Here is a 22,138-nt window from a genome sequence, read left to right on the forward strand (position 1 = left end):
TATTGTCTTGCCACGTTAACAATATTTGATCACGCTCATGTAAATAGCTGCAATGTGAGATATCTCTCAGGAAATCAGTGCATTTTTTACAAAAAGTGATAGGGTATCGCGCAATTTTGAGATACCTAAATCTAACCTTAGTTGCTAAGACTACAGAGGCTTTGAAATGAGAAAGACCAAGATAGTTTGTACTATTGGACCAGCGTCAGAATCTAAAGAGATGCTTACCAAGCTTGTTAAAGCAGGCATGAACGTAATGCGTTTGAACTTCTCCCACGGTGATTACGATGAGCACGGCGCACGTATCAATGCGGTTCGCGAAGTATCTGCCGAACTGGGTCAGAAAGTCGCAGTCCTTCTCGACACTAAAGGTCCTGAAATCCGTACCATGAACCTGGCTGACGGTGATGTGATCCTGGAAGCGGGTCAAACTTTCACTCTGACTACAGACCAAAGCATCACTGGCGACAACACTCGTGTTGCTGTGACTTACGAAGATTTCGCAAAAGACCTGAGTGTTGGCAATACCGTATTGCTGGACGACGGCCTTATCCAACTGACTGTCACTGAAATCAGCGGTAACGACGTAATCTGCCGTGTTGAAAACACTGGTGAGCTGGGTAACAAGAAAGGCGTTAACCTGCCGGGCGTTAGCGTTAACCTGCCTGCCCTGTCTGAAAAAGACAAAGGTGACTTGGTTTGGGGTTGTCAGCAAGGTGTTGACTTCGTTGCGGCTTCTTTCATCCGTCGTCAATCTGACGTTGTTGAAATCCGTGACCTGCTGAATGCCAACGGCGGTAGCGACATCAAGATCTTGTCAAAAATCGAAAACCAGGAAGGCGTTGATAACTTCGACGGTATTCTGGCAGCTTCTGACGGCATCATGGTTGCTCGTGGCGACCTGGGTGTTGAAATTGCCGTTGAAGAGGTGATCTTCGCGCAGAAGATGATGATCGATAAGTGTGTTGTTGCACGTAAGCCAGTTATCACTGCTACACAGATGCTTGATTCAATGATCAAGAACCCACGTCCTACTCGCGCAGAAGCGGGTGACGTTGCCAACGCCATTCTTGATGGCACTGACGCAGTTATGTTGTCAGGTGAATCTGCTAAAGGTAAATACCCAGCAGAAACCGTTGCTATCATGGCTCAAATCTGTGAGCGCACTGATAACGCGATGCCTCCTGTACAACGTGAGTTGCCAGAAGAAGTGGGTGCACTGCGCATCACCGAATCTCTGTGTAAGTCAGCTGTTGCAACGGCACGCAACTTGGACGCAAAAGCTATCGTTGTTTGCACTAACGAAGGTAAATCAGTTAAGTCTGTGCGTAAGTACTTCCCAGAAGCACAAATTCTGGCAATGACTAGCAATGCAAAAACTGCACAGCACCTGTGCCTGACTAAAGGCGTTAGCGCTTCTGTTGTTGAAGACTTCGAAAACAGCGACTGCATCTACACTCGCGCGAAAGAGAAAGCGGTTCAGTACGGTTTGGCAAAAGCTGGCGACGCAATCGTTGTTGTAGCGGGCGCCCTTGTTGGTACCACTAACACTATCTCTGTTCACACTATCTAATCGTTTTGCATTAGCTAGCTGTAAACTTGAAAAAGGCGCCTTTGGCGCCTTTTTTGTTGCTTGTGATTTGCACCGAAAATCGCCAATACCCTGCAACGCTCTACAAACCGACAGCTCAAAGCAAAAGACCCCTCATCTCAATCTTCTCCCCAAGGAGAAGAGGCTAAGAGAAAAACACTCCACCGGCGGCACATCGTCAAGCCTTCGCTCCCTATTTTGCTCCCTCTCCTCAATCCTCCCCCCAAGAGAGAAGAGACAAAGAGAAAAGCATGCCACCGGCGGAACATCGTCAAGCCTTCGCTCCCTCTTTTGCTCCCTCTCCTCAATCCTCCCCCCAAGAGAGAAGAGACAAAGAGAAAAACATGCCACCGGCGAAAGATCGCCAGCCTTCGCTCCCTCTTTTTATCCCCCACCAAGGGAGTGAGGGTTCTTCTCGCTGGCGGCTGCTAAATGATGATTTAGATACAAAACCAGAGCCCAGAGCCCCCTCTTCTCATTTTCCCAAAAGCAAAACAGGCTAAGGCAGATACGTAAAATTTATCTCTCCACCTCCCTTCTCTGCACAGCCCGTTATAACCTTGTTTGATTCAAGCAACTGCAACAATTGCCATCTACACTTTTGTTTACAAGGAATATTTAGCGAAATTAATCCGCTATTTCTCAGGTCTTTGAGATCGGAAGTGGTGTTTCGCACCGTATAACAGCCAACACAGCAAAAGCTCAGCAAGGGAATAACCATTTGGAACGGATAAGCAGGTTAGCAAGAAAAGCTTTGACGCTGCTGGACACCAAGGTGCGCAGCTATGGCTTTACCCCTGTCGTCCACTTTGAATTGGAGGGCGGTTTCAAACCCAGCGCCAAAATGGGCAACAAACAACTCAACTTCTGCGCGATTAATCAGGCGATGGCCAAACTAAATCTGCAAGCCGAACTGAAACCTGAATATTGGCAGAATCAGTGGGAGTATGTGTCGTTGTTTGAAGGCCAATCGCCACTGACAGAAGCCAATAATCTTGAAAAAGCGATGCAGATTTTACCCTCACTACTTAAACAATTTGGTGCACAGGATGTCTACATCCGTCCGGTGATCTGGGCTGGCGACAAAGGGTCACTTGCCACCGGCAGTAAGGCGATTTTTACCGACAAAAGCCGTGATATCCATATTCCTAACGCGGTACAGCTAAACCTCAGTTTACTCGATAGCAACGGCGATAACTTAATGGCTGATGGCCCACTGGCAGAACAGATCCAGCATCGAATGCTACAAACTAGCTACGACTGCTGCTGCATCTTTTTGCCAGAAGAGGAAGCCTATGAGCGCCTGAAGTTAAAAACCGTCTACGGCCTGACAGATGAACTTAGCTCACCGGATAACTTATCTGGGGGCCATCAAGGCAGCATCGCACTCTATCGTCAGTGGGGAAAACACAACCAACCAATGGGCGTAGAGCCACTCTTGGTTGATGCACAGCAGAATACATTAACGACACATCAAGACTGGCGTAAAACCGCTCGTATCGAGCATCGTATCGGTGCCGCCAGCCGATATTTTAATCCTCATTTAAACGTGGTCTACGCGCTGGCCAACGTCGTTGATGTCCTACATTCACGACAAAAAGGGGCGCTCATGCCAATCGGCAGAAGCGGCGATAATCAGCAGATATATCCGTCGCGGGATCTGCCTGATTCGCTTTACGGTAGCGCTACATTCCCGGGAGGCGCGCTGTCACTATTCAAACAAAATGATTGGCTAGAGCAGATAATTTGGCTGGCACAAAGCGACCACACAGTAGCGAACAACAAGAGCTGTTCAGAAGAGCAGGATATTGGCTCAGAGCTTAAGCAAGCCGTCATCGATTTCTATGAGTCAAAGCGACCAGCAGATACCAAAGGCGCATCACCCAGCCAGCCAGCAAACAAGCACTTCGCATCTTAAAGTAAACCGAACAAGGTTAGTAAACATGAGTCAGCAGAACCGTATAAGCCAGATGAAAACGCCTCTGTTAACGGGCGAAGATCCCGAAGCAAAGCGTGCCGAATTAAAGGCTTACTTTCAGAATACCTGGTCAACCTACAAGTCACTATTCGAGCTGATTGCTCAAGACAAAGCTTTCTTTCTGCGGCCTGAGCCACTGCGCCACCCGCTAATTTTCTACTTTGGCCATACCGCCGTTTTTTTCGTCAACAAGTTAATACTGGGTAAGTTTCTAGATCATCGTATCGATCCGCGGCTGGAAAGCTTATGCGCTATCGGCGTCGACGAGATGAGTTGGGATGACCTAGACAGTCGTCACTATGAATGGCCCAGTGCTGACGAAGTTAGAGCCTATCGTGGCAAAGTCGCCAGTACGATTGAAAGCCTGATCGATCAGATGCCGTTGTCACTGCCAATTCAACAGGATTCACTTGCTTGGGTGATACTGATGGGCTGTGAGCATGAGCGTATTCACCTTGAAACTTCTTCGGTGATCATGCGCATGTTGCCGTTAGAATATTTGCAGCAAGATCCTCGCTGGCAAGCTTGCCCCTATCATGGTGATGCGCCAAGCAATCACCTAAAAGCGGTGAGCACACAAACCATAGTTAAGGGCAAAAAACTTGAAGACCTTACTTATGGCTGGGACAACGAGTATGGGGAACAAGTCACGGAAGTCGAAGCTTTCGATGCCGCTACCTATCTGGTTTCCAATCGGGAGTTTATCGATTTCATTAACGCAGGGGGCTATCAAGCACCTGACTATTGGACGGAAGAAGGACAGGCTTGGCTGCGGTTCTCCCGCGCCGAGATGCCCCGCTTCTGGTTAAAAAAGAATGGCCAATACTACCAGCGCAACTTAATCGAAGAGATCCCACTGCCGGCGAATTGGCCGGTAGAGGTAAACTATCTGGAAGCCAAAGCTTTTTGCAATTGGAAGGCAAAATCTACCGGAGAAACCATTCGCTTACCCTCTGAGGCAGAGTGGTATTGCCTACGTGAGCTGATATCCACAGATCTACCCACGTGGCAAGAAGCGCCCGGCAATATTAACCTGGAATACTTCGCTTCCAGCTGCCCTGTCGACAAATTTGAAACAGCAGGTTTTTACGACATTATCGGCAACGTATGGCAATGGACCGAATCCCCTATCGATGGTTACACCGGCTTTGAAGTGCATCCACTATATGATGACTTCTCCACACCCACTTTTGACGGGAAACATAACCTATTCAAAGGCGGAAGCTGGATATCCACCGGCAATGAAGCGCTGAAAAATGCCCGTTACGCATTTCGCCGCCACTTCTTTCAACATGCCGGTTTTCGCTATATTCGCGCGCAACAAGCCGAGCCTGTGCAGGCTCCCGTGCACAACTATGAAACCGATACGGAGATCACCTGCCAACTCGAAGCGCATTTTGGCAAGCCACCGGCGGGCGTCCCTAACTTTCAGGTCAACACAGTGAAACTGCTTCTCGAGGAGATCACGCCAAAACCGGAAGCCAAGGTGTTAGACATTGGTTGTGGTGTCGGGCGCGCCAGCTTCGAGCTCGCCAAACATGCAGCCCAAGTTGACGCCATCGACTTCACCGCGCGCAATATTCAACAAGGCTACGCCCTGCTCGAACAGGGAGAGAAACGCTACACCAGTCAAACCGAAGGGGAGCTGGTCGCGTTTAACACCATTGACCTGCACACCCTTGGCTATGAGCAAGATAAACATAAAATCAACTTTATTCAGGGCGATCCATGCAACCTTAAGCCCCGCTTTAACGGCTACGATCTGGTACTAGCAAATAACTTAATCGACCGGCTTAATCAGCCCGCTCGTTTTCTTGAACAGATGTGGGAACGCTTGAACGACAAAGGGTATCTGGTGATCACATCAACCTACGATTGGCAGGAAACATTTACCAACAAACAGTATTGGCTTGGTGGCATAAAGGTCAACGGCGAGAACTTTACCACGCTAGATGGACTCACTGAGCTGCTGATCCCGAAATTTGAACTCGTATCGGTGAAGTCGTTGCCTTTAGTTCTGCCGCAAAACAAGCGCCGGGCAATTTACGCTACAGCCGAAATGACGATTTGGCGTAAAAGGTAGATAGTGACAAGGTTATTACCGACAAAGTTGATCCCCACGTTCGCGCCCTCTCTCCTTGGAGGGGGCTCGACATATATTCAGGTTCTTAACGGAATGAGCAGTCTGCTTTCCGGTTTCGTTGTCGGCGATCGCGACATAACGTTGTGATAATGACTAATCCCACAAAAACCAATTCAACTAGCCACAATTTCACTGGTAGACTGGCAGCTAATATCTTGTTATCTCAGCTGCTTAGTCAGGAATGCTCATGCCATACGAGCCGGTTCAGGGCCGATTACATTACATCCTAGAGAAGTACAAACTAGAGCCTCTCGGTGACATTACAATTAGCTTCTGTTCTATGGCCAATGAGATGTTCAGTTTCGATACTGAACAGGGGCGTTTCTACCTAAAAAATTGTCTAAAAAACAATAGCCCTGAACGACTTGCTTTAGAAATTGATTTTTCCCAGCATCTACAAACTAACCAGATGCCCTGCCCCGAAGTCGTACCTGCTGCGAGCGGCGAAAACACCGTCTGCTATAACGGTTTTGTGTTCTTAATGACCCGCGCCTTTGAAGGTTCAACCCCCCATTGGAATGACACCTTACAGCCTTGGCATGTCAGCGAAACAATGCGCGGATTGGGGTCCTTTCATCGCGCAGCAGCAACTTTTCCTATTGAGCGAGACAGCGACCGAATTAAAAGCTTTCAATTTGACCGCCAACTGGCATGGTTAGACAGCCTGGAACTGAAATTAAATTCAGCTAAAACAAAAACCTCAATAAAAGAGGCATTGGCACTATTGCCACGTCTGCGAGGTGTGATAAGTGAAATTAGGCCAGAAGTAGAAAATAAGTTACTTCCCAATTGTCAGGTACAGATGATCCACGGTGATTTTCACTGTTTTAATCTGTTCTTCAAAAATGAAAAAATGACGGGCTGCTGCGATTTCGATTTTATTCGCCGGGATCTTGTACTGTTCGATATCTGGTGGTGTATCAACAGCATCATAGACGCATTCTATATCCCGCAAAAATGGCGCGATAAGGTCAAAGATCCAGATTTCCAGCCCGGTGCCGAGGCGATTCAAGCACTGATCAATCTAGCCGTAAAAGAGTGCATCACACTCTACCGCCAAACAGCCAAGCTCAGTGATCAAGAGTTAGCCTTTCTGCCATTGATGCCTGCGCTACTGCTACTTAATAATATGCAGTTCTTTGAACCAGATAACTCTGATGAAGAGTGCGCAGATCACGTGCAATGGCTAACTTATCTGCTAGATGGTGTTGAGCGGCACCACAGCCAGTTACGTCAAGCGATCGCGCCACTACTAAAAACCACAGCCGATGCTGCGCACGATTAAGACCCGACAAAGCCGCCAGCTTTTTACTTTGGCCTTGCCATTGATGGTGCAAGCACTGCTTGCTTCCAGCATGTCGTTTGTCGATGCGCTGATGGTTGGCCAATTAGGTGAACAAGTCATCGCTGCCTTGGGTAACGCGATCCAGTTGATCCTGTTTTGTCACATCCTATTAGCTGCAATTGAAGGCGGTGGTGCCGTATTGCTGGCTCAATACCATGGCTCAGGCCAGAACAGAAAGCTCGGTTCGCTACTATCAAGCTTATGCTTAGTCGGTGTAGTTTGTGGCTTACTTATAGCAATACTGTTTATCAACGCTGGAGAATGGCTGGCCAGTATACTGACACTAGAGATGTGGCAAGCCCCCCAGCACGGTTTAGCAGTAGCTCCTCTTACCGGCAATTACTTAAGCATCATCGGCTGGAGTATGCCGTTTGTGGTTGTCGGTGCGATCCTTTCCTGCGCCTTTCAATCTACCGGCGACACCCGTACCCCAGTAAAAATCAGCATCGCTTTTAACCTACTCAACATTATTGGCAACTGGTTACTGATATTTGGCGCTGCTATTCCTGGGGTTAGCGAGCCTCTATTTACCCCGATGGGTTATATCGGTGCAGCAATATCCACCGCCGTCACCGGTTCAGGTGCGAGTATCGTCATACTATGGCTGGCCGCAAGTAAGAAACGCCCCTGGCATGGTACGTTGCACAGACCAAGTTTCGCAGCGCTAGGGAAAGTGTTTCATATTGGCCTACCTATGTCAGTAGACGGCTTTTTCTGGCAAAGCGCCAGAGTATTCTACACCTTGGTAATGAACGCCATCGGTGCCAAAGCCTTTGCCGTATACGTAATCGTCCGCACATTAAAAGCGCTACTGATGCTACCGATGGAGGGGCTAAATAGCGCATCACAAATACTGATCGGTCAGATATTGGGCAAAGGAAAATTTCAGCGGGCAAAAATCGCATCTAAGCACAGTATTCAACTTGTCTTGCTGGTGACCACACTCCCGGTAGCAGCTATTTTAATCGGCGCAGATTTGTTTCTTCAGCTCTACGAAATAGCACCAGACACGGCCGAAAACGCGCGGATCTGCATCTATATTTTGGCTATATCTCTGTATGCCACAGCGATAAATTCCGTAGTACCAGCCATTCTCACATCGGGCGGTGACACCTACAGCAGCATGAACATCACGCTGGCGTGTTTTCTGTTGGTAGGAGCACCCAGTGCTTGGTTACTAGGGATCACCTTTGAGTACGGGCTCATAGGGGCTTTTATCGGTATATCACTGGAAGAGATCGCGAAAGCCGTGGTATTTATCTGGCGATTGAATCAACAACGCTGGCTAGTAAAATTGGCGTAAACCTATCACAGCCCCGAAAAGGGAGACGAAAAGAGCATTACCACAGCGCAATCAAACATTTTGTGAGCAACGGGGTCGATTTTTTCTTAAATTTATTAGATTCTAATTTTATAAATTGGACGCTTTAAATTTCTGGTACAAATACCTTTGTAGTTAGCCGTAAAGGAATTAAACATGGATGTCACTACCCCTTCTATTTCCATTTCATTAGATCAGCAAGTCGAACAGCTCGAAACTCTTTGTAAATCGGGTCGCTACCATGATGCATATAAGCAAGGTCTCGAGTGGTGGGGTGATATAAGGTTCTGGGAAAACACAAACGGACTATCAGCAACGATACTAAATCGCTTGGGCGGTGACAGACTAGCAGATGCAATAACAATACGCGCTTGGCGCAAACAGCCCCACCATCACGACAATTCACTTGCGTATGCAGCCTATCTTGGAAACACTCGGGGACCGATCGAATGCCTTAGTTTTATTCAAGAAAATGAGCATTTGGCCAACGGGAGTAGCCAAAAGCAGCACGAATGGCAAGTTATCAAGGCCCAATCACTTCTGCGCTTTAGAGATTTTTCAGAAGCCCATCGTCTGCTTGATGATGTGTTACTTCACGATCCAAATAATCTAGGAGCGTTGTTTACCAAAGGTCAGATACTCCTAGAGCAAAAAGCGTTTACTGAACTCGCCAAGTACTGGCAGTCCCTCTATCAAAGCACCCCTCGCGAATCAGTACTTGCTTATTGGATCAGTGCCACCGCCGCATCCAACAGCCGAGCAAAAGCGATCAAACTAGCCGAAAGCCACATTAACGAATACCAGTCGTGCAGGCTATGGTGCCAGCTAGCAAGCTTGTACCAAAGTGAGCAAAACTGGGAAAAAGTCGCTTATACCGTCCAGAAAGCTGCCAGCTTAGCGGTTGTCGCAGATAAATCATTCAAGGGTTACATAGAGTCTCAACTAGCTAGATTAGCGCTAGAAGAGAGTAATTATGATAAAGCCCGCATTCACCTTTCACTCTGCAAAGATGGCTATCATCAAGCCCTATTAAAACGTTTAGATCGCCAAGTAAAAGATCAACGCAGGGTAATTTTAGATGTTCCTTACATGCGGCAGCAACATCTCACCTGCGCTCCCACTACAATGTCAGCTTTGTTAAATTACTGGGGACTTTCGCATTCATCGGAAGATATCGCGAAAGAGATCTGTTATCACGGCACACCTGACCATCTGCAACGCAACTGGCTAAAACAGAAGGATATTCCGTTCCGAAGCTTTGAGCTGACTTGGGATGCTGCCATCTCCCTACTCGATGCAGGTTTTCCTTTCGCTCTCGTTACTCACAGTTCAATGAACTCCCACATGCAGGCTGTTGTTGGTTACGATTCTGTTAGTCGGATCTTTTACTTAATGGATCCTTCTTCATCTTCCAAAGTAGAAATGTTAGCGGATGAAGTCATTGAAGATCTGCAGTTTACTGGCCCCAAGGCACTTGTATTCGCACCAGGCGAACAATTTGAACAATTAAAAAAATTCGACCTAGCAGGTGCCGAAGAATATCTTGTTTACGAACGTTTCTCTGATGCGATTGAGCAGGGGCAACAGCAACTAGCTGCAGAGATGGTCCTTTTACTTGAACAAGAACATGCCGATCATCGCCTTACTTTGTGTGCCCATCGAGAATTAGCCCAATACAGGTTGGACCATAAAGAAACATTACGTTATACCCTCGCACTGTTAGAGCGCTATCCCAACGAAAGTCGTCTTATCAGATCTGCATTTCACAGTTACAACGCTAACGGCGATGCGGAAAGAGCGCTTAGTTTTGCACGTCAAAAAGTCAATGTCCGAAAAGATCCAACTTTCCTGTTAATGCTTGCCAATCAACTTTATTCAATGAAAAAACATCGCGAGGAGGTAAGCAGCTACACCCGCCTTTTACGTCGATACTGTTGGCATGAAGCAGAGGCACTATGGACGCTTGCTAATTGGCAGTGGGCCCATCAATCATTTGACAAAGCATTACAGTTATATCGCTGGGCAGCCACATCAGATGAAGCCAATGAAACTAGCGCCATGAGCTATTTCCAGGCACTGAGGAGTCAAAAGCAAGAAGATGCTGGTATCGAGTTCCTGCAGAAGCGCTTTGAACGATATGGTGATAAAGCCGCAGGCCCTGCAATAACGCTCTATCAAGCCTATGAAATGCTAGATCTTGAACATAACGGATTAGCGGTTCTTGAACAAGCATGTAAAAAACGTGCTGAAGACCCAGAGCTAATTGAGTTTTGTTTAGAGCAACTTCTCACCTCCGGTCAATTCAAACAATACGACACTTTGTTTTCGGAAAAGTCAGCACACCTCAGTAATGAACAGGCTAAATTATTAACGGCGAAATCGCTGCTGCAGCAAGGCCACTTAGAGCAGGCAAAGCAGCTTTACTATTTGCAACACCAACAGCAGCCTCTTAATCGGACCATTGGCGATCATTTATGCCGTTTAATGGCAAAGATGGAAGATATGGAAACGTTGGATGGTTACCTAGAGACGCAAATAGAAAGCCACCCCAATCTCTGGACTCCCTTATGGTTAATAGCCGACTGGCATAGTAATGGTCAAAAAAGAATTGATGCCCTAAAGGCATTAACCGAAAGGTTCGAAGATCATACCGAAGCCCATTACCAGCTCATCAGAACCTTAATCAGCGAGCAAGCCGAAGATAAAGCGCTGAAGTTAGCCGAAGCATTGGTAGAACAAATCCCCCAATTGGCGGAAGTACATAGTGTTTACGCTGAAGCGCTCAATGCGAACCAACGCTGGTTGGAAGCGCGAAACGCCGCCTTGCATGCACTGTCGATCAATATCGATAGTGACTCTGCGATGACAGCATTAATGCGCGCTTGCACCAATATCGACGAAAAACAACAGGCATTAGAAAGCGCTATCCAATACCTTTCTGAACAGTCAGTGTTTGGAGACGCGTTGTGGAATATCTATTACTGGGGCAGTGATATTCTCACTCCTGCCAGACTAATAGAACTATGCAAAGAGTGGCGTTCAAACTATCCAGATTGCTGGGAATCATGGTTGGCATCAGCCCTTATCTACCGTCAGCAAAATCAGCTAGAAAAAGCGGCCAACCACCTCGTCACGGCAAAACAACGATTCCCGCTGGTACCACGGGTGCACTACGAGCTGGGAGAGAACTATTTTCTCATGGGCCAGATAGATCAAGCGATAACCGCATTTGGTGATGCTCTGGCACTTAGCCCACAGTGGCACAGCGTATCGCAACGTCTATCAGAAATGTATGAAAGCCAGCATCAACTAAAGCTTGCCGCCGACGTACTTCAAAAAGCCCAGCGTCACCAACCGGACAACGGCATATTATTTGGAATGGAAGCTGATCTCCAATGGCAACAAGGCCAATATAAGGAGGCGTTGGACAATCTAAAAAAAGCAGTAAAGCTAAATATGCAGTACCCATGGGGCTGGCAATCACTCAAAGAGTGGGGTCGCGAGCAACAACAGCCAAACTTGGCAAAACAGTTAGCCCAAGAATTCGCTGATGATAATCCTAATACGCCAATCGTTTGGCTTAACCTAGCAGAGCACAGCGAGATAAAAGACGTTTCGGAAAAAGAAGCACTCATTCGCAAAGCGCTCACGCTAAACCCCAATTATGCAGCAGCTCAGTCAGCATTGTTGGACCTTCATATCGAGCAATATAGGTTTGACGATGCCATCGACGAAATTGACGCTCAGGAACAAAACAAACAAACCGCTCCATCAGTTCGTCTCCGTCGAGTAGAGATATTTTGGCGTACAGGAAGGTTGGAAGAAGCGTTGCAAGCCTCTCTGGGATTAATGAATGAATGTCCTGACTATGCGGAAGGTTGGCGCCAACAAGCAAGGTTAGCAGAAGACTGTGCTAATAAAACCGCCGCGATGGATGCAGCAGTGCAGTTAGCCAAGCATAACCCGCACGAAGCACGACATCTAGTTTTCGCCGCCAATGTACTTCAACGCCTAAAGGGAGCCACGCCTCAGATAGAACAATGGCTGGCACGGGCATTCTCCATTCAACCCCAAGATGACGTGGTGTCACTGAGCTGGCTGGATCACTTGTTAGCTCAAAGGCAATTCGAACAAGCAATAATGGTAGAGAAAAAAATAGCTCAGTTTGATGATAATGCGTGGCTATGGGTACGAAAGATTCAACGGCTTTGCCTAAGCAACGAACACGAGAACGCACTTCCTATCTGGCAGCAAGTGATCGACAGCCGAGAGGATAACAACTGGATTTACGAAACAGGATTAGCTCATTTTGGCGATACTATTTCAGCATCAAAAGCTGAAGCAAAGCTTAAGTGGGGCGTGGAAAATAATCGTATTTCCCCCAAGGCTGCCTATTTATGGGCAACCAAACAGGTACATGCTAAAGACCGTCTGTCACTGATAAGAACGATTGACCACGCCGAAGAATCACTTTGGGAACCACTGGTCATGGCCTATTTCGATACTCTTGAAGAAGCAGGACTATTAGCTGCTGCCAGCTTTCTGCAACGACATAAAAACCGCATGGAACGATCTTGCCATATGATTGGCCGATATGGATATCTGCTGCAAGTAAACAATTGCTTTTACGAAGCGCTTAAATGGTATGCACTATTACCAACCAAACAGCCAGAGCAGGTAGATGGCTATATCTGGTATCAATATCAGTGGGCATTGCGACATCTAAATCGCTGGAGCGAAGCAAAACGGATCAATATGCTTGCTATCGCTTGTGAGCCTGATGTTTGTTACGACAGTATTCTCTTATGGCGAGCACTAGACCTGAGCATGGCTGGACACCAAGAAGGCCCTAACGTACTTGCAAACCTTAACCGCGACACGTTGACGTTAACTGAACAACGCCTCTACGACTGGTGCCAGCTTTACACAGCGCTGTTAGAACATGATATCGAAACTCTGCTTTCATCCCACAAGAAACAGTTAGCAGCACTACGCTATCATCGCAAGCAAGCTAGCGACTGTGGAATGACAGCACGAGTACGGAATCATTTTATAACGGCGGCCTTAAGTACATTGCAAACCAATAATCCGCTGAAAAGTCTCTGGTGGCGATTTAAAATATCCAACCGCCTTTAGCATTTTGATGGAAAACAGCCGGCGAAGCCGTCGGCTGTTACAGAATATTTAGCGATCAAACTCTTCTTCTCCAACCTTAAACGGCATGCTTCCGGCGCCAAGCAGGTAATCAGGTACAGGCCAGCGCAACAAGTAGTCGTCACCTTCTTTAACGTCTGTCATTGCCGCTTCGTTACCCCCAACATCTGAGGTGGTATCAAATTCATATTCGAAAATCACGGCGGAGAGCACTTCATCTATTTCACCGTCAGGGCCATAAGTAAACTTCAGGCTAGTCTCTGCTTTTTCTATTTTGGCTTTGTCTAGCTCGATCTTTTCCGCCATTAACCGTTCAGCAAATGAATCGGGTAAACGCACACAGTTTTCATAAAACGGCCGGCAGATCCTGTAATGCCCATTTTTGTAACTCAAGCGCTGCCGCAGCACTGAGCTTATCCGTCCAACAAAGCGCACGTCATATTCACTCCGACGATAAAACTCATCCCCAATATACCCAAGTGGCTCTGGTAGATAAGCATCGTCAGGGTAACGTTGTTGCCAGAAACTATTTTCATCTGTTTCAGGCCAGCCTTTGTCTGACGAAAAATAGCCCACGATGATCACTTCATCGATAGTCATATCACGAGACGGTTGAATAATCGTTCGGGAGAATCCGTTGTGACCATGAAAAAGATAAATCAAAAATACGTCCTGCGGTTCGGAATTTTTCGGTGTCGATCGCCAAGACCAAATAAAACCAATATCCCCCTTAATCTCGTAGCCACGCCGATAATGAGCAAGGCCATCGTCAGGCGCTAGTTCATACTCAGAAGCGCTTTTTTGCGCCAAAGAATCCAAATCAGCAAGAAGCCAATCCCACTTGGCATCAGCGCGTTTTACTACCAAGCCCTCACCGATAAAATCACCGTCTTTAGATGCACGATCAATAAGGTGTCGATCAATTTCATCATAGCGGTCATTATGTTGTTCAATATAGATACGCAGACCAAAGGCCATGACAGCCAAAAGTAATAGATAGCCAATAACAAAAATCGCCGTCGCTGACATGATTAAGCCAACCCACCTTAATAAAGACGGCACCTTCTTATGACCTACTGTCTTTTCCTTTTGCTCCATAGCAATATCCCTAACCACCTGAGAACGTTATATACTTTGTCGGCTACTAGCCATAGAAAAAACCCTACGTCGAAAAAGCGTTCACTTCACGTCTGATAATAGAATAACGGAGTGAATATTAGAGCAACCTGTTGTTAGTAAACTTGATGTACCATCGTTAAAAAAGCCACCTATTGTGGCTTTTTTAAATGGCTATCGCCATCGAATGCAGCAGTGCTACTTACGCTTTCCATAAAACAGCAGCTAACCCTACTTATCCTTGTCGGACCAAAAGTTAGTATTAAATTGAGCATCGTCGGTTATCTCGATAAGATGCCAATACTATGATGGGCTGGTGGCAAATTCACCGGCATGGAGCACCTCGGTCACTTCGGGTGTTGTCGCTTCGCTGTCAGGCCTTGACCAAGAAATTCTTCCCGGCTATCTACTGCCTGGATTAACGCCCGGTCAACCTCGTCATAGGCGGCGAGATATTGATTTGATACATAGAGCCGTAGGGCTAAGCCGGCTAAAGAAAACAACAACAAATAGCCGCACAGCCAAACAAATACTTTCCTGATCATCACCCATCGTTATTCAGTATGCTCTGGTCATAAATTAGTATCGCTCAGGCTTTCTTCACTAGCGAGTAGTGGTTCGCCATTTGAGGGCAATAAATCATCAGGTACTTTTTTGAGAACAACCTCGGAACGCTCACTCTCAAGCGCATTCACATCGACCACCGTTACGGCAAAGAAATAGTAACCAGGCTTAAGTTTCGACACATCAAGCTCAACTGTCATCGGCCCACCAGGCACCTCGTCAAATAGAGTAAGATTGTCTCTCTCCTGTCCATACCAGACTTGGTATTTATCTACTTCCCATGCTTTTAACGGGCTACTGTCAGTTCGCGTAGCTGGCGCACTCCACACTAACTTAGGAACGGGTTGGTCACCAGGAGGCAGATCCTCCGGTTCATTGGGATCACTCTCTGGGGGCGCTTCCGGTAATTCAGGTTCCTCTGGCTCTACCCCCGGCGGCGCTTCCGGTAACTTGGGTTCTTCTGGCTCTACCTCTGGCGGCGTTTCCGGTAACTCAGGTTCCTCCGGTTCTACCCCCGGCGGCGTTTCTGGTAATGCAGGTTCTTCCGGCTCTACCTCTGGCGGCTTTTCCGGTAACTCAGGTTCCTCTGGCTCTACCTCTGGCGGCGTTTCCGGTAATGCAGGTTCCTCTGGCTCTACCTCTGGCGGCGTTTCCGGTAACACAGGTTCCTCTGGCTCTACCTCTGGCGGCTTTTCCGGTAACGCAGGTTCCTCTGGCTCTACCTCTGGCGGCTTTTCCGGTAACGCAGGTTCCTCCGGCTCTGCCCTAGGCGGCGTTTCCGGTAATGCAGGTTCATCCGGCTTTGAAATAATCACCACGGGTTGGTCTGGCGATGGCACAGGCAAGGTACCTGTAGGGCTTTCAGGCTGTGGCACTGCAGGAGGCAAAACTGGCACAGGAACGCTCCCTGTACTTGCAGGTGGCTGCACAGGTATTTCTGAAGGTGTTTCTGGAGCGGTGGATGCGGGTAGTTCCGGTATAATGGTAGCTGGCTGCTCAACGGGTTGTAACGGTTGCTCTGGAGCTGTTTCGACAGGCGTGTCGACGACCTCTTGCTCAACGTCCGCCGTAACAACTTCTGATGCTTCAATGACCTCTGTAGGCTCAGTACTTTCGCCTCCGCCGCCACACGAAGCCAAAAATAAACACGCACTGAATCCCGCTACCAGCATTTGCCATGTAGTGTTGTTCAAAACTCTCTTTCCCTGATAAAAGACCAAAACGGCCAAAAATAAAGATGAACAATTTAAATTTTTAACTAATGCGGACAACAGGACAAAGCAGAAGAACCTCACACAAAAGCGCCTGCACCTTCCCATGACAGCGCCAAAATTTCAACTATTTGGCTCAGTAATCAACGGAAATGCAGTTCGAGCCATTGAATAGCACACAGGCGGTGCCGTCATTGATTCAAAACAAGATTGCTCATGACTTGCTGCGACATGACAGAAATGTGATTGAAAGCGTTTAGAATTTAGTCAACCTAAATAACAATATTGACGCTACCAATATGTTGGAGCTGGTCACACACTCAGCCAGCAAGTAGTGTAAAAGCCTCTAATAGTAATAATCTGTTCGTAGGAAGGATAATACGCATGAAAAAGCTAATCGTTGGGTTACTCGTCAGTGTATTAGTCGCCTGCGCCAGTAATACGTTACCACCGCGCAATATTACTAAAAACCTGCATACCTTAGGTGGTGGATTTGTGTTCTCCTCCAAAGGAGGTATCTACTACGCCATGACCTATGTGGCGGGAAGTGAGCTCAACACGCCAGTGTATGTGATCGCAACCTTTGAAAACCCTGCAGACAAAGCGGCCCCTCTTGTTATCGATTTAGGCATAATCGATTTTGCGACACAGCAACAATTGAAATCGCCAGAGTTTTCGGCCATTGAAAATGATAGAAACTACCAGGTCACCGTCGATCTGTATCAAAGCGCCGCACAAAGCGAATTAATTGAATCCCATAGTGATGAAGTCAGATTCAGCATTAATGAAGAGATGGCAAAGCAATTTGGTTTAACGTTACTATGACCTATCACTCGCAATGACGAGTCAACAACGCAATATAACTAACCCAAATCTGCTTTAACTCACTTGGAATCACATAGTATGGACTACATCGCTCTCAACAAAGCCGCTTGGGACAAACGAACAGATGTACATGTGGATTCCAAATTTTATGATGTTGAAGGCTTTTTAAAAGGTAACTCCTCATTGAACCCCATTGAGCTTGCTCATGTGGGGAATGTCAGCAATAAGAGCTTACTCCACCTGCAGTGTCACTTTGGCCTAGACACCCTTTCTTGGGCCAGAATGGGGGCAGAGGTAACGGGGGTCGATCTGTCCTCTGTGGCGATAAATCAGGCTAGAAGCTTGGCAAGTAAATTAGCGCTCAACGCTCATTTTATTAATCAGGATATCTATCTTTTCGGCGATACCAATCAGCAACAGTTTGATATTGTATTCACCTCCTATGGCGCTTTATGTTGGTTGCCCGATCTGGATCGTTGGGCCGAAACAGTGGCCAAAGCACTTAAAGATAACGGTGAGCTGCACCTTATCGAGTTCCATCCCTGCATAGACCTGTATTCGGGCTACTCTTACTTTCCTAAGCAACAGCCAGACGTCGAAGAGGAAGGCACCTACACAGAAAACTGTAGCGGAGAAAAATCGCCAACAGCCGTATGGGCCCACTCACTTGGAGAGCTATTTACGGCGTTAGTCAAAGCGGGGATCAAGGTCGAAGAGTTTGAAGAGTCCCCATTCAGTCCTTACAACTGTCTGCCAGATCTTCAGTATGTCGAGGATAAAGGCTACCAACTTCTGTTTAAAGAACAGCAGGTACCATTGGTATATCGGATTAAAGGTATCAAGCAGCCCTAACTCGCTTCGCACCTCACAACCTTGAACACTCGTTCAAAAAATGCCAAAGTCAAAACTTAAGAATGAGTAAGCCATATTTTTCGTTGAGCTGTTAACGGTAAGATTTCGCAATTAGGTAGCCTATTATGAGTGATACAAGCTATACCCCACCGAAAGTCTGGACTTGGGATAACGCCAGTGGCGGTAAATTTGCCAGCGTCAATCGCCCTATTGCCGGAGCGACCCATGAAAAAGATCTGCCAGTGGGCAAACACCCGCTCCAACTCTACTCATTGGCTACCCCCAATGGCGTAAAAGTCACGATTCTATTGGAAGAGTTACTGGCGCTTGGCATTGAACAAGCGGAGTACGATGCTTTCCTAATAGATATCATGGAAGGCGATCAGTTCAGTAGTGGCTTTGTCGCCGTAAACCCCAACTCGAAAATCCCCGCTCTACTGGATATGAGTACCACACCGCCAATTCGAGTATTCGAATCGGGGTCAATTATGGTGTATCTGGCTGAAAAATTCGGTGCTCTCATACCAACAGACACAACAACGCGAACTGAATGTATGTCGTGGCTTTTTTGGCAAATGGGCTCAGCACCGTTTCTCGGGGGTGGCTTTGGCCATTTCTATGCTTACGCGCCGGAGAAGTACGAGTACCCAATTAACCGCTACGCCATGGAAGTGAAACGGCAGCTTGATGTGCTCGACCAACAGTTGGCTTCAAGACGCTATTTATGTGGTGATGAATACACTATTGCCGATATTGCCGTGTTCGCTTGGTATGGCGTTTTAGTGACCGGCACCCTTTACGAAGCGCAGGAGTTCTTGCAAGTCAGTTCCTACAAACATCTAGTGCGGTGGGCGACAGAGATAGGTGAGCGTCCCGCGGTTAAACGCGGTAGACGGGTGAACCTGACATGGGGTCCTGAAGAAGAGCAAGTACCTGAGCGTCATTCAGCGAAAGATCTGGATTAATACTAGCGACATAATAGCCAACCCTTTCACAGGCAAAAGAAGCATCCGCGATCATGCCTGTGAAATACAAGGTAACAAGTTATAGATCAAAAATAGTTAATTAATCGACAGTTAATCAAAACGTTATGTTTATAATCATCCACGTTTTGAATAATTAGATTGAGCACGCATGGAAGAGAGTAATTTTTTTAAATGGATATGGCGTTTTAACGGCATCATGATTTCGTTGGCTGGTGTTGCGGTGATTTTGGCAACCTTTGTGGGGGTTATCATCGTCGCATTCGAGCTCACACAAGACCGCACCGTTCACAATGTTGTTCATGTTGAAGAGCAGATTGAATCCGACGACAGCGAGAAAATTGAAGAAAGCTGGAAATTCGGTCATATGTCAGTGATTTCTGACTCTCATTACGCAGTTGTACCACTTAACTCAGTACAAGGACGCAATAGCGCTAGCTACAGTAAGTCGTTATCTTCGACAAGAAATTACCTGTTTATGGACACCACCAGCGACCGAAAACAGTGGTTGCTGCCCCACAATGACTACCTCCTACTCAATCGTGAAAGCTTATCCCACAGCGCGCCGCTTGACGCGCCCGTTGCGGTGACAGTTTCAGCCTTGATGTACGAAGTCATAAAACAGGATAGCAATAAAGATGAGCAGCTTAGCAGCGCCGATATGCAGACAATTGCGTTATCGAATATCGACGGGAGTAACTACACCGAGGTCCTTTCAAATATCGACATTGTACTGGGCAGTACTGTCACAGCTGACAACCAATTATTCATCGTCTACCAACGCCAAAACGTCGGCTATTCTGCCACGATAGATCTGACGCATTTTAAGGTGACAAATGAATCTGAGTTACCACAAGCAGGTATAAAAAATTAGCTTGTGAAAATCGCTTGTGGCGGACATGGAAGGAGTAACATCATGAGGCTAGCAAACAAAATAGCTGTGCTAGTTGTTGCCATGCAATGGCTCTCGGCGTGCACTTCTAATGTGTATCTAGCCACAACACCTGAAGATGCCTACCCGGGTGCCCATTCGAAAATAATGGTTCACGTGACGAACGCTGATCACCCAGATTACATCGTACTCAAGCGATCACACATATATGAGCTTAGCGACGATGATACAAGCCAGACAAAACTCACCTTGCATGCTCCAGATACCTACCCAACCTGCGGCAACGGCATTTTTGGTACTCTTTTTACGCTAGGACTGATACCCATTCATACACCGATACGAGAAGATTTCACCTACACACTTGAAGAAAATGAAAACTCAACCAGGTACCGACACTCATTAAACATGTACGAAGCCACCTCGATTTGGGAGTGGCTCTACAAACCCTTTGCAGAAACGGAAACTGACGTAAGAGCGAACGCATTAGCTGTCAGTAACCGAGAGTCGCCAAGATTTTAATCAGCCAAAGCCGTCAAAAGAAACGTCCGAAAGAATAGCCAAGAATAGGCCTATCGGTTTTTCGATAGCTAACCCATTTCCTTTACCAAGCTTGCCAGTGTTTTTACGCCCTGCTCTACTTGTTCGCACCAGGGCAAACTGTAACTAATTCGGATGCAATGTTTAAACCGATTAATAGGCGAAAACAGGCTGCCGGGGCTAATGCTGATCTGCTTAGCCAATGCCGCCTGAAACAATTCATCACCATCTATAGCGCGGTCAAACTCCAGCCATAAAACCGCTCCGCCTTTTGGGTCACTGACCAAAACGTTAGGCCCGAAAGACTCACGAACCAAGCTAACCATGCGATCTTTATTCGTTTGCAGCACCTGCCTGAGGTGCCGAATATAGCGGTCGTACTCGCCACTGCGCATATACTCTGTGATGGTCCACTGATTCAAAAGCGGTGCAGAACATGAAAAAGCACGTTTGCAGCGACCTACTTTGTCGGCAAAACCTGGAGCAAGTACCCAGCCGATCCGATAACCTGGTGCGGCGGTTTTAGAAAAGGAAGAACAAGTTAGTACCATGTTCTTTTTGCTAAAGACCTGTGCAGGTAATCCTCGCTCGCTACCAAAATAGAGCTCACCGTACACATCGTCCTCAATCAAAGGAATGTTTCGGGACTCTAGCAAACGCACAATCTCTTTCTTTTTACTGTTACTTAACCAACACCCCATCGGGTTGGCGATCGAGCTAGATAACACAACAGCTGCAATATCATGCTGATCTACGGCTCCCTCAATATCTGCAATGCTGATACTTTCATCTGCACACAGGGGGATCTCGAATGCCAGCATATCTAAACTTTCGATTAGCTCCAGAATACCGAAATAACACGGCGTCTCTACTGCGATCACATCTCCCGGTTTCGCCACCGCCTGCAGCGCTAAACAGATCGCCTCTTGAGCACCATTAGTAATAACGATCTCATCCGCATTGACCTGCAACCCATGATCCAAATACCGCATCGCTAACTGTTGCCGCAGCGGCTCGTAACCTTGCGTAGGCCCATACTGAAAAGCACGATCACCTGCCACAGACATGACCCGTCTCATCGCCCTATTCAACGCTTTACTTGCTGGCATCGTGGCGACGGGATTAGCGACGCCCAGAGGGAGGTTTCCCGCTTGATGGATCCCTTGATAAACCTGTTCAATAAGTTGTTGACGGGTGACGGGCACAGGCTTTTTGGCCAGTTTACTTTTGGTGGGGGACACAGCGTTAGGCTCTAACGCTTTCAGGTAATAGCCCGATTTTTCCCGAGCGTAGATGAGCCCCTGCTGTTCCAACTCGATGTATGCCTGCTTGATGGTTGGTACGCTGACGCTCAGTTTTGTGGCAAGACTGCGTAGCGAAGGCAGCTTATCCCCAGCTTTCAATGCATCAGAGCGTTGCATCTCTCGAACCAGGTCAATCACCTGCTGATAGAGGAAGGTATGCGAGTCTTTATGGAGTGAAAGTGACATAAGCAAATATATCTGTATAGGCCAGTTTTTAAAAATTTAACTGTTACATAAACAGATTGCGAGAGAATTTTGCTAAGGATGAGGGTCGCAGGATAAAAGCGGGTGAAAAAAAGGGCCGTCACTTGACGTGACGGCC

General features: G+C 47.2%; 15 protein-coding genes. 11 read left to right on the top strand and 4 right to left on the bottom strand.

What is annotated here, in order from left to right; all coding sequences use genetic code 11:
• Positions 1 to 166: 166 nt before the first annotated feature.
• From pykF to EZV61_RS15720, 6 genes are all read left to right on the top strand, one after another.
• Positions 167 to 1,573 carry a pyruvate kinase PykF gene (pykF, locus tag EZV61_RS15695; RefSeq protein ID WP_130565387.1) on the top strand — a complete coding sequence of 469 codons (1,407 nt, stop codon included), beginning with the start codon at positions 167 to 169 and terminating at the stop codon, positions 1,571 to 1,573.
• 739 nt (positions 1,574 to 2,312) lie between these two features.
• Positions 2,313 to 3,509 (top strand): hypothetical protein, encoded by a 1,197-nt coding sequence (locus tag EZV61_RS15700; protein WP_131416839.1) that lies wholly within the window; start codon positions 2,313 to 2,315, stop codon positions 3,507 to 3,509.
• 25 nt (positions 3,510 to 3,534) lie between these two features.
• A complete protein-coding gene (gene ovoA, locus EZV61_RS15705; protein ID WP_420810813.1) occupies positions 3,535 to 5,652 on the top strand; it encodes a 5-histidylcysteine sulfoxide synthase in 2,118 nt (705 codons plus the stop codon).
• A gap of 247 nt (positions 5,653 to 5,899) precedes the next feature.
• A complete protein-coding gene (locus tag EZV61_RS15710) occupies positions 5,900 to 6,997 on the top strand; it encodes a phosphotransferase enzyme family protein (RefSeq protein ID WP_165569638.1) in 1,098 nt (365 codons plus the stop codon).
• Positions 6,981 to 8,360 carry an MATE family efflux transporter gene (locus EZV61_RS15715; protein ID WP_131416843.1) on the top strand — a complete coding sequence of 460 codons (1,380 nt, stop codon included), beginning with the start codon at positions 6,981 to 6,983 and terminating at the stop codon, positions 8,358 to 8,360. Before EZV61_RS15710 ends, EZV61_RS15715 begins: the two co-directional genes overlap by 17 nt.
• 174 nt (positions 8,361 to 8,534) lie before the next feature.
• A complete protein-coding gene (locus EZV61_RS15720) occupies positions 8,535 to 13,514 on the top strand; it encodes a tetratricopeptide repeat protein (protein ID WP_131416845.1) in 4,980 nt (1,659 codons plus the stop codon).
• Positions 13,515 to 13,562: 48 nt separating this feature from the next.
• Here EZV61_RS15720 and EZV61_RS15725 read toward each other — a convergent pair whose 3' ends face one another.
• From EZV61_RS15725 to EZV61_RS15740, 3 genes are all read right to left on the bottom strand, one after another.
• Positions 13,563 to 14,630 (bottom strand): hypothetical protein, encoded by a 1,068-nt coding sequence (locus tag EZV61_RS15725; RefSeq protein ID WP_131416847.1) that lies wholly within the window; start codon positions 14,628 to 14,630, stop codon positions 13,563 to 13,565.
• Between the two features lie 365 nt (positions 14,631 to 14,995).
• Positions 14,996 to 15,193 carry a hypothetical protein gene (locus EZV61_RS15735; protein WP_131416849.1) on the bottom strand — a complete coding sequence of 66 codons (198 nt, stop codon included), beginning with the start codon at positions 15,191 to 15,193 and terminating at the stop codon, positions 14,996 to 14,998.
• 27 nt (positions 15,194 to 15,220) lie between these two features.
• Entirely contained in the window at positions 15,221 to 16,405 is a 1,185-nt protein-coding gene (locus EZV61_RS15740) for a hypothetical protein (RefSeq protein ID WP_131416851.1), read from the bottom strand.
• Between the two features lie 402 nt (positions 16,406 to 16,807).
• Between EZV61_RS15740 and EZV61_RS15745 the strand changes: the two genes are divergently transcribed.
• From EZV61_RS15745 to EZV61_RS15765, 5 genes are all read left to right on the top strand, one after another.
• Positions 16,808 to 17,248 carry a hypothetical protein gene (locus EZV61_RS15745; RefSeq protein WP_114338531.1) on the top strand — a complete coding sequence of 147 codons (441 nt, stop codon included), beginning with the start codon at positions 16,808 to 16,810 and terminating at the stop codon, positions 17,246 to 17,248.
• Between the two features lie 78 nt (positions 17,249 to 17,326).
• Positions 17,327 to 18,100, top strand: coding sequence for a class I SAM-dependent methyltransferase (locus tag EZV61_RS15750; RefSeq protein WP_130565380.1), 774 nt, complete (start codon positions 17,327 to 17,329; stop codon positions 18,098 to 18,100).
• Positions 18,101 to 18,225: 125 nt separating this feature from the next.
• Positions 18,226 to 19,065, top strand: coding sequence for a glutathione-dependent disulfide-bond oxidoreductase (gene yghU, locus EZV61_RS15755; protein WP_114338529.1), 840 nt, complete (start codon positions 18,226 to 18,228; stop codon positions 19,063 to 19,065).
• Between the two features lie 169 nt (positions 19,066 to 19,234).
• A complete protein-coding gene (locus EZV61_RS15760; RefSeq protein WP_131416853.1) occupies positions 19,235 to 19,957 on the top strand; it encodes a hypothetical protein in 723 nt (240 codons plus the stop codon).
• A gap of 42 nt (positions 19,958 to 19,999) precedes the next feature.
• Positions 20,000 to 20,494, top strand: coding sequence for a hypothetical protein (locus tag EZV61_RS15765; RefSeq protein ID WP_131416855.1), 495 nt, complete (start codon positions 20,000 to 20,002; stop codon positions 20,492 to 20,494).
• Positions 20,495 to 20,562: 68 nt separating this feature from the next.
• Here the strand turns inward: EZV61_RS15765 and EZV61_RS15770 are convergent, their stop codons facing one another.
• Positions 20,563 to 22,002 carry an aminotransferase-like domain-containing protein gene (locus EZV61_RS15770; RefSeq protein ID WP_131416857.1) on the bottom strand — a complete coding sequence of 480 codons (1,440 nt, stop codon included), beginning with the start codon at positions 22,000 to 22,002 and terminating at the stop codon, positions 20,563 to 20,565.
• Positions 22,003 to 22,138 lie beyond the last annotated feature (136 nt).

Origin of the sequence: Corallincola luteus (assembly GCF_004336975.1) — a bacterium.
GTDB lineage: Bacteria > Pseudomonadota > Gammaproteobacteria > Enterobacterales > Neiellaceae > Corallincola > Corallincola holothuriorum.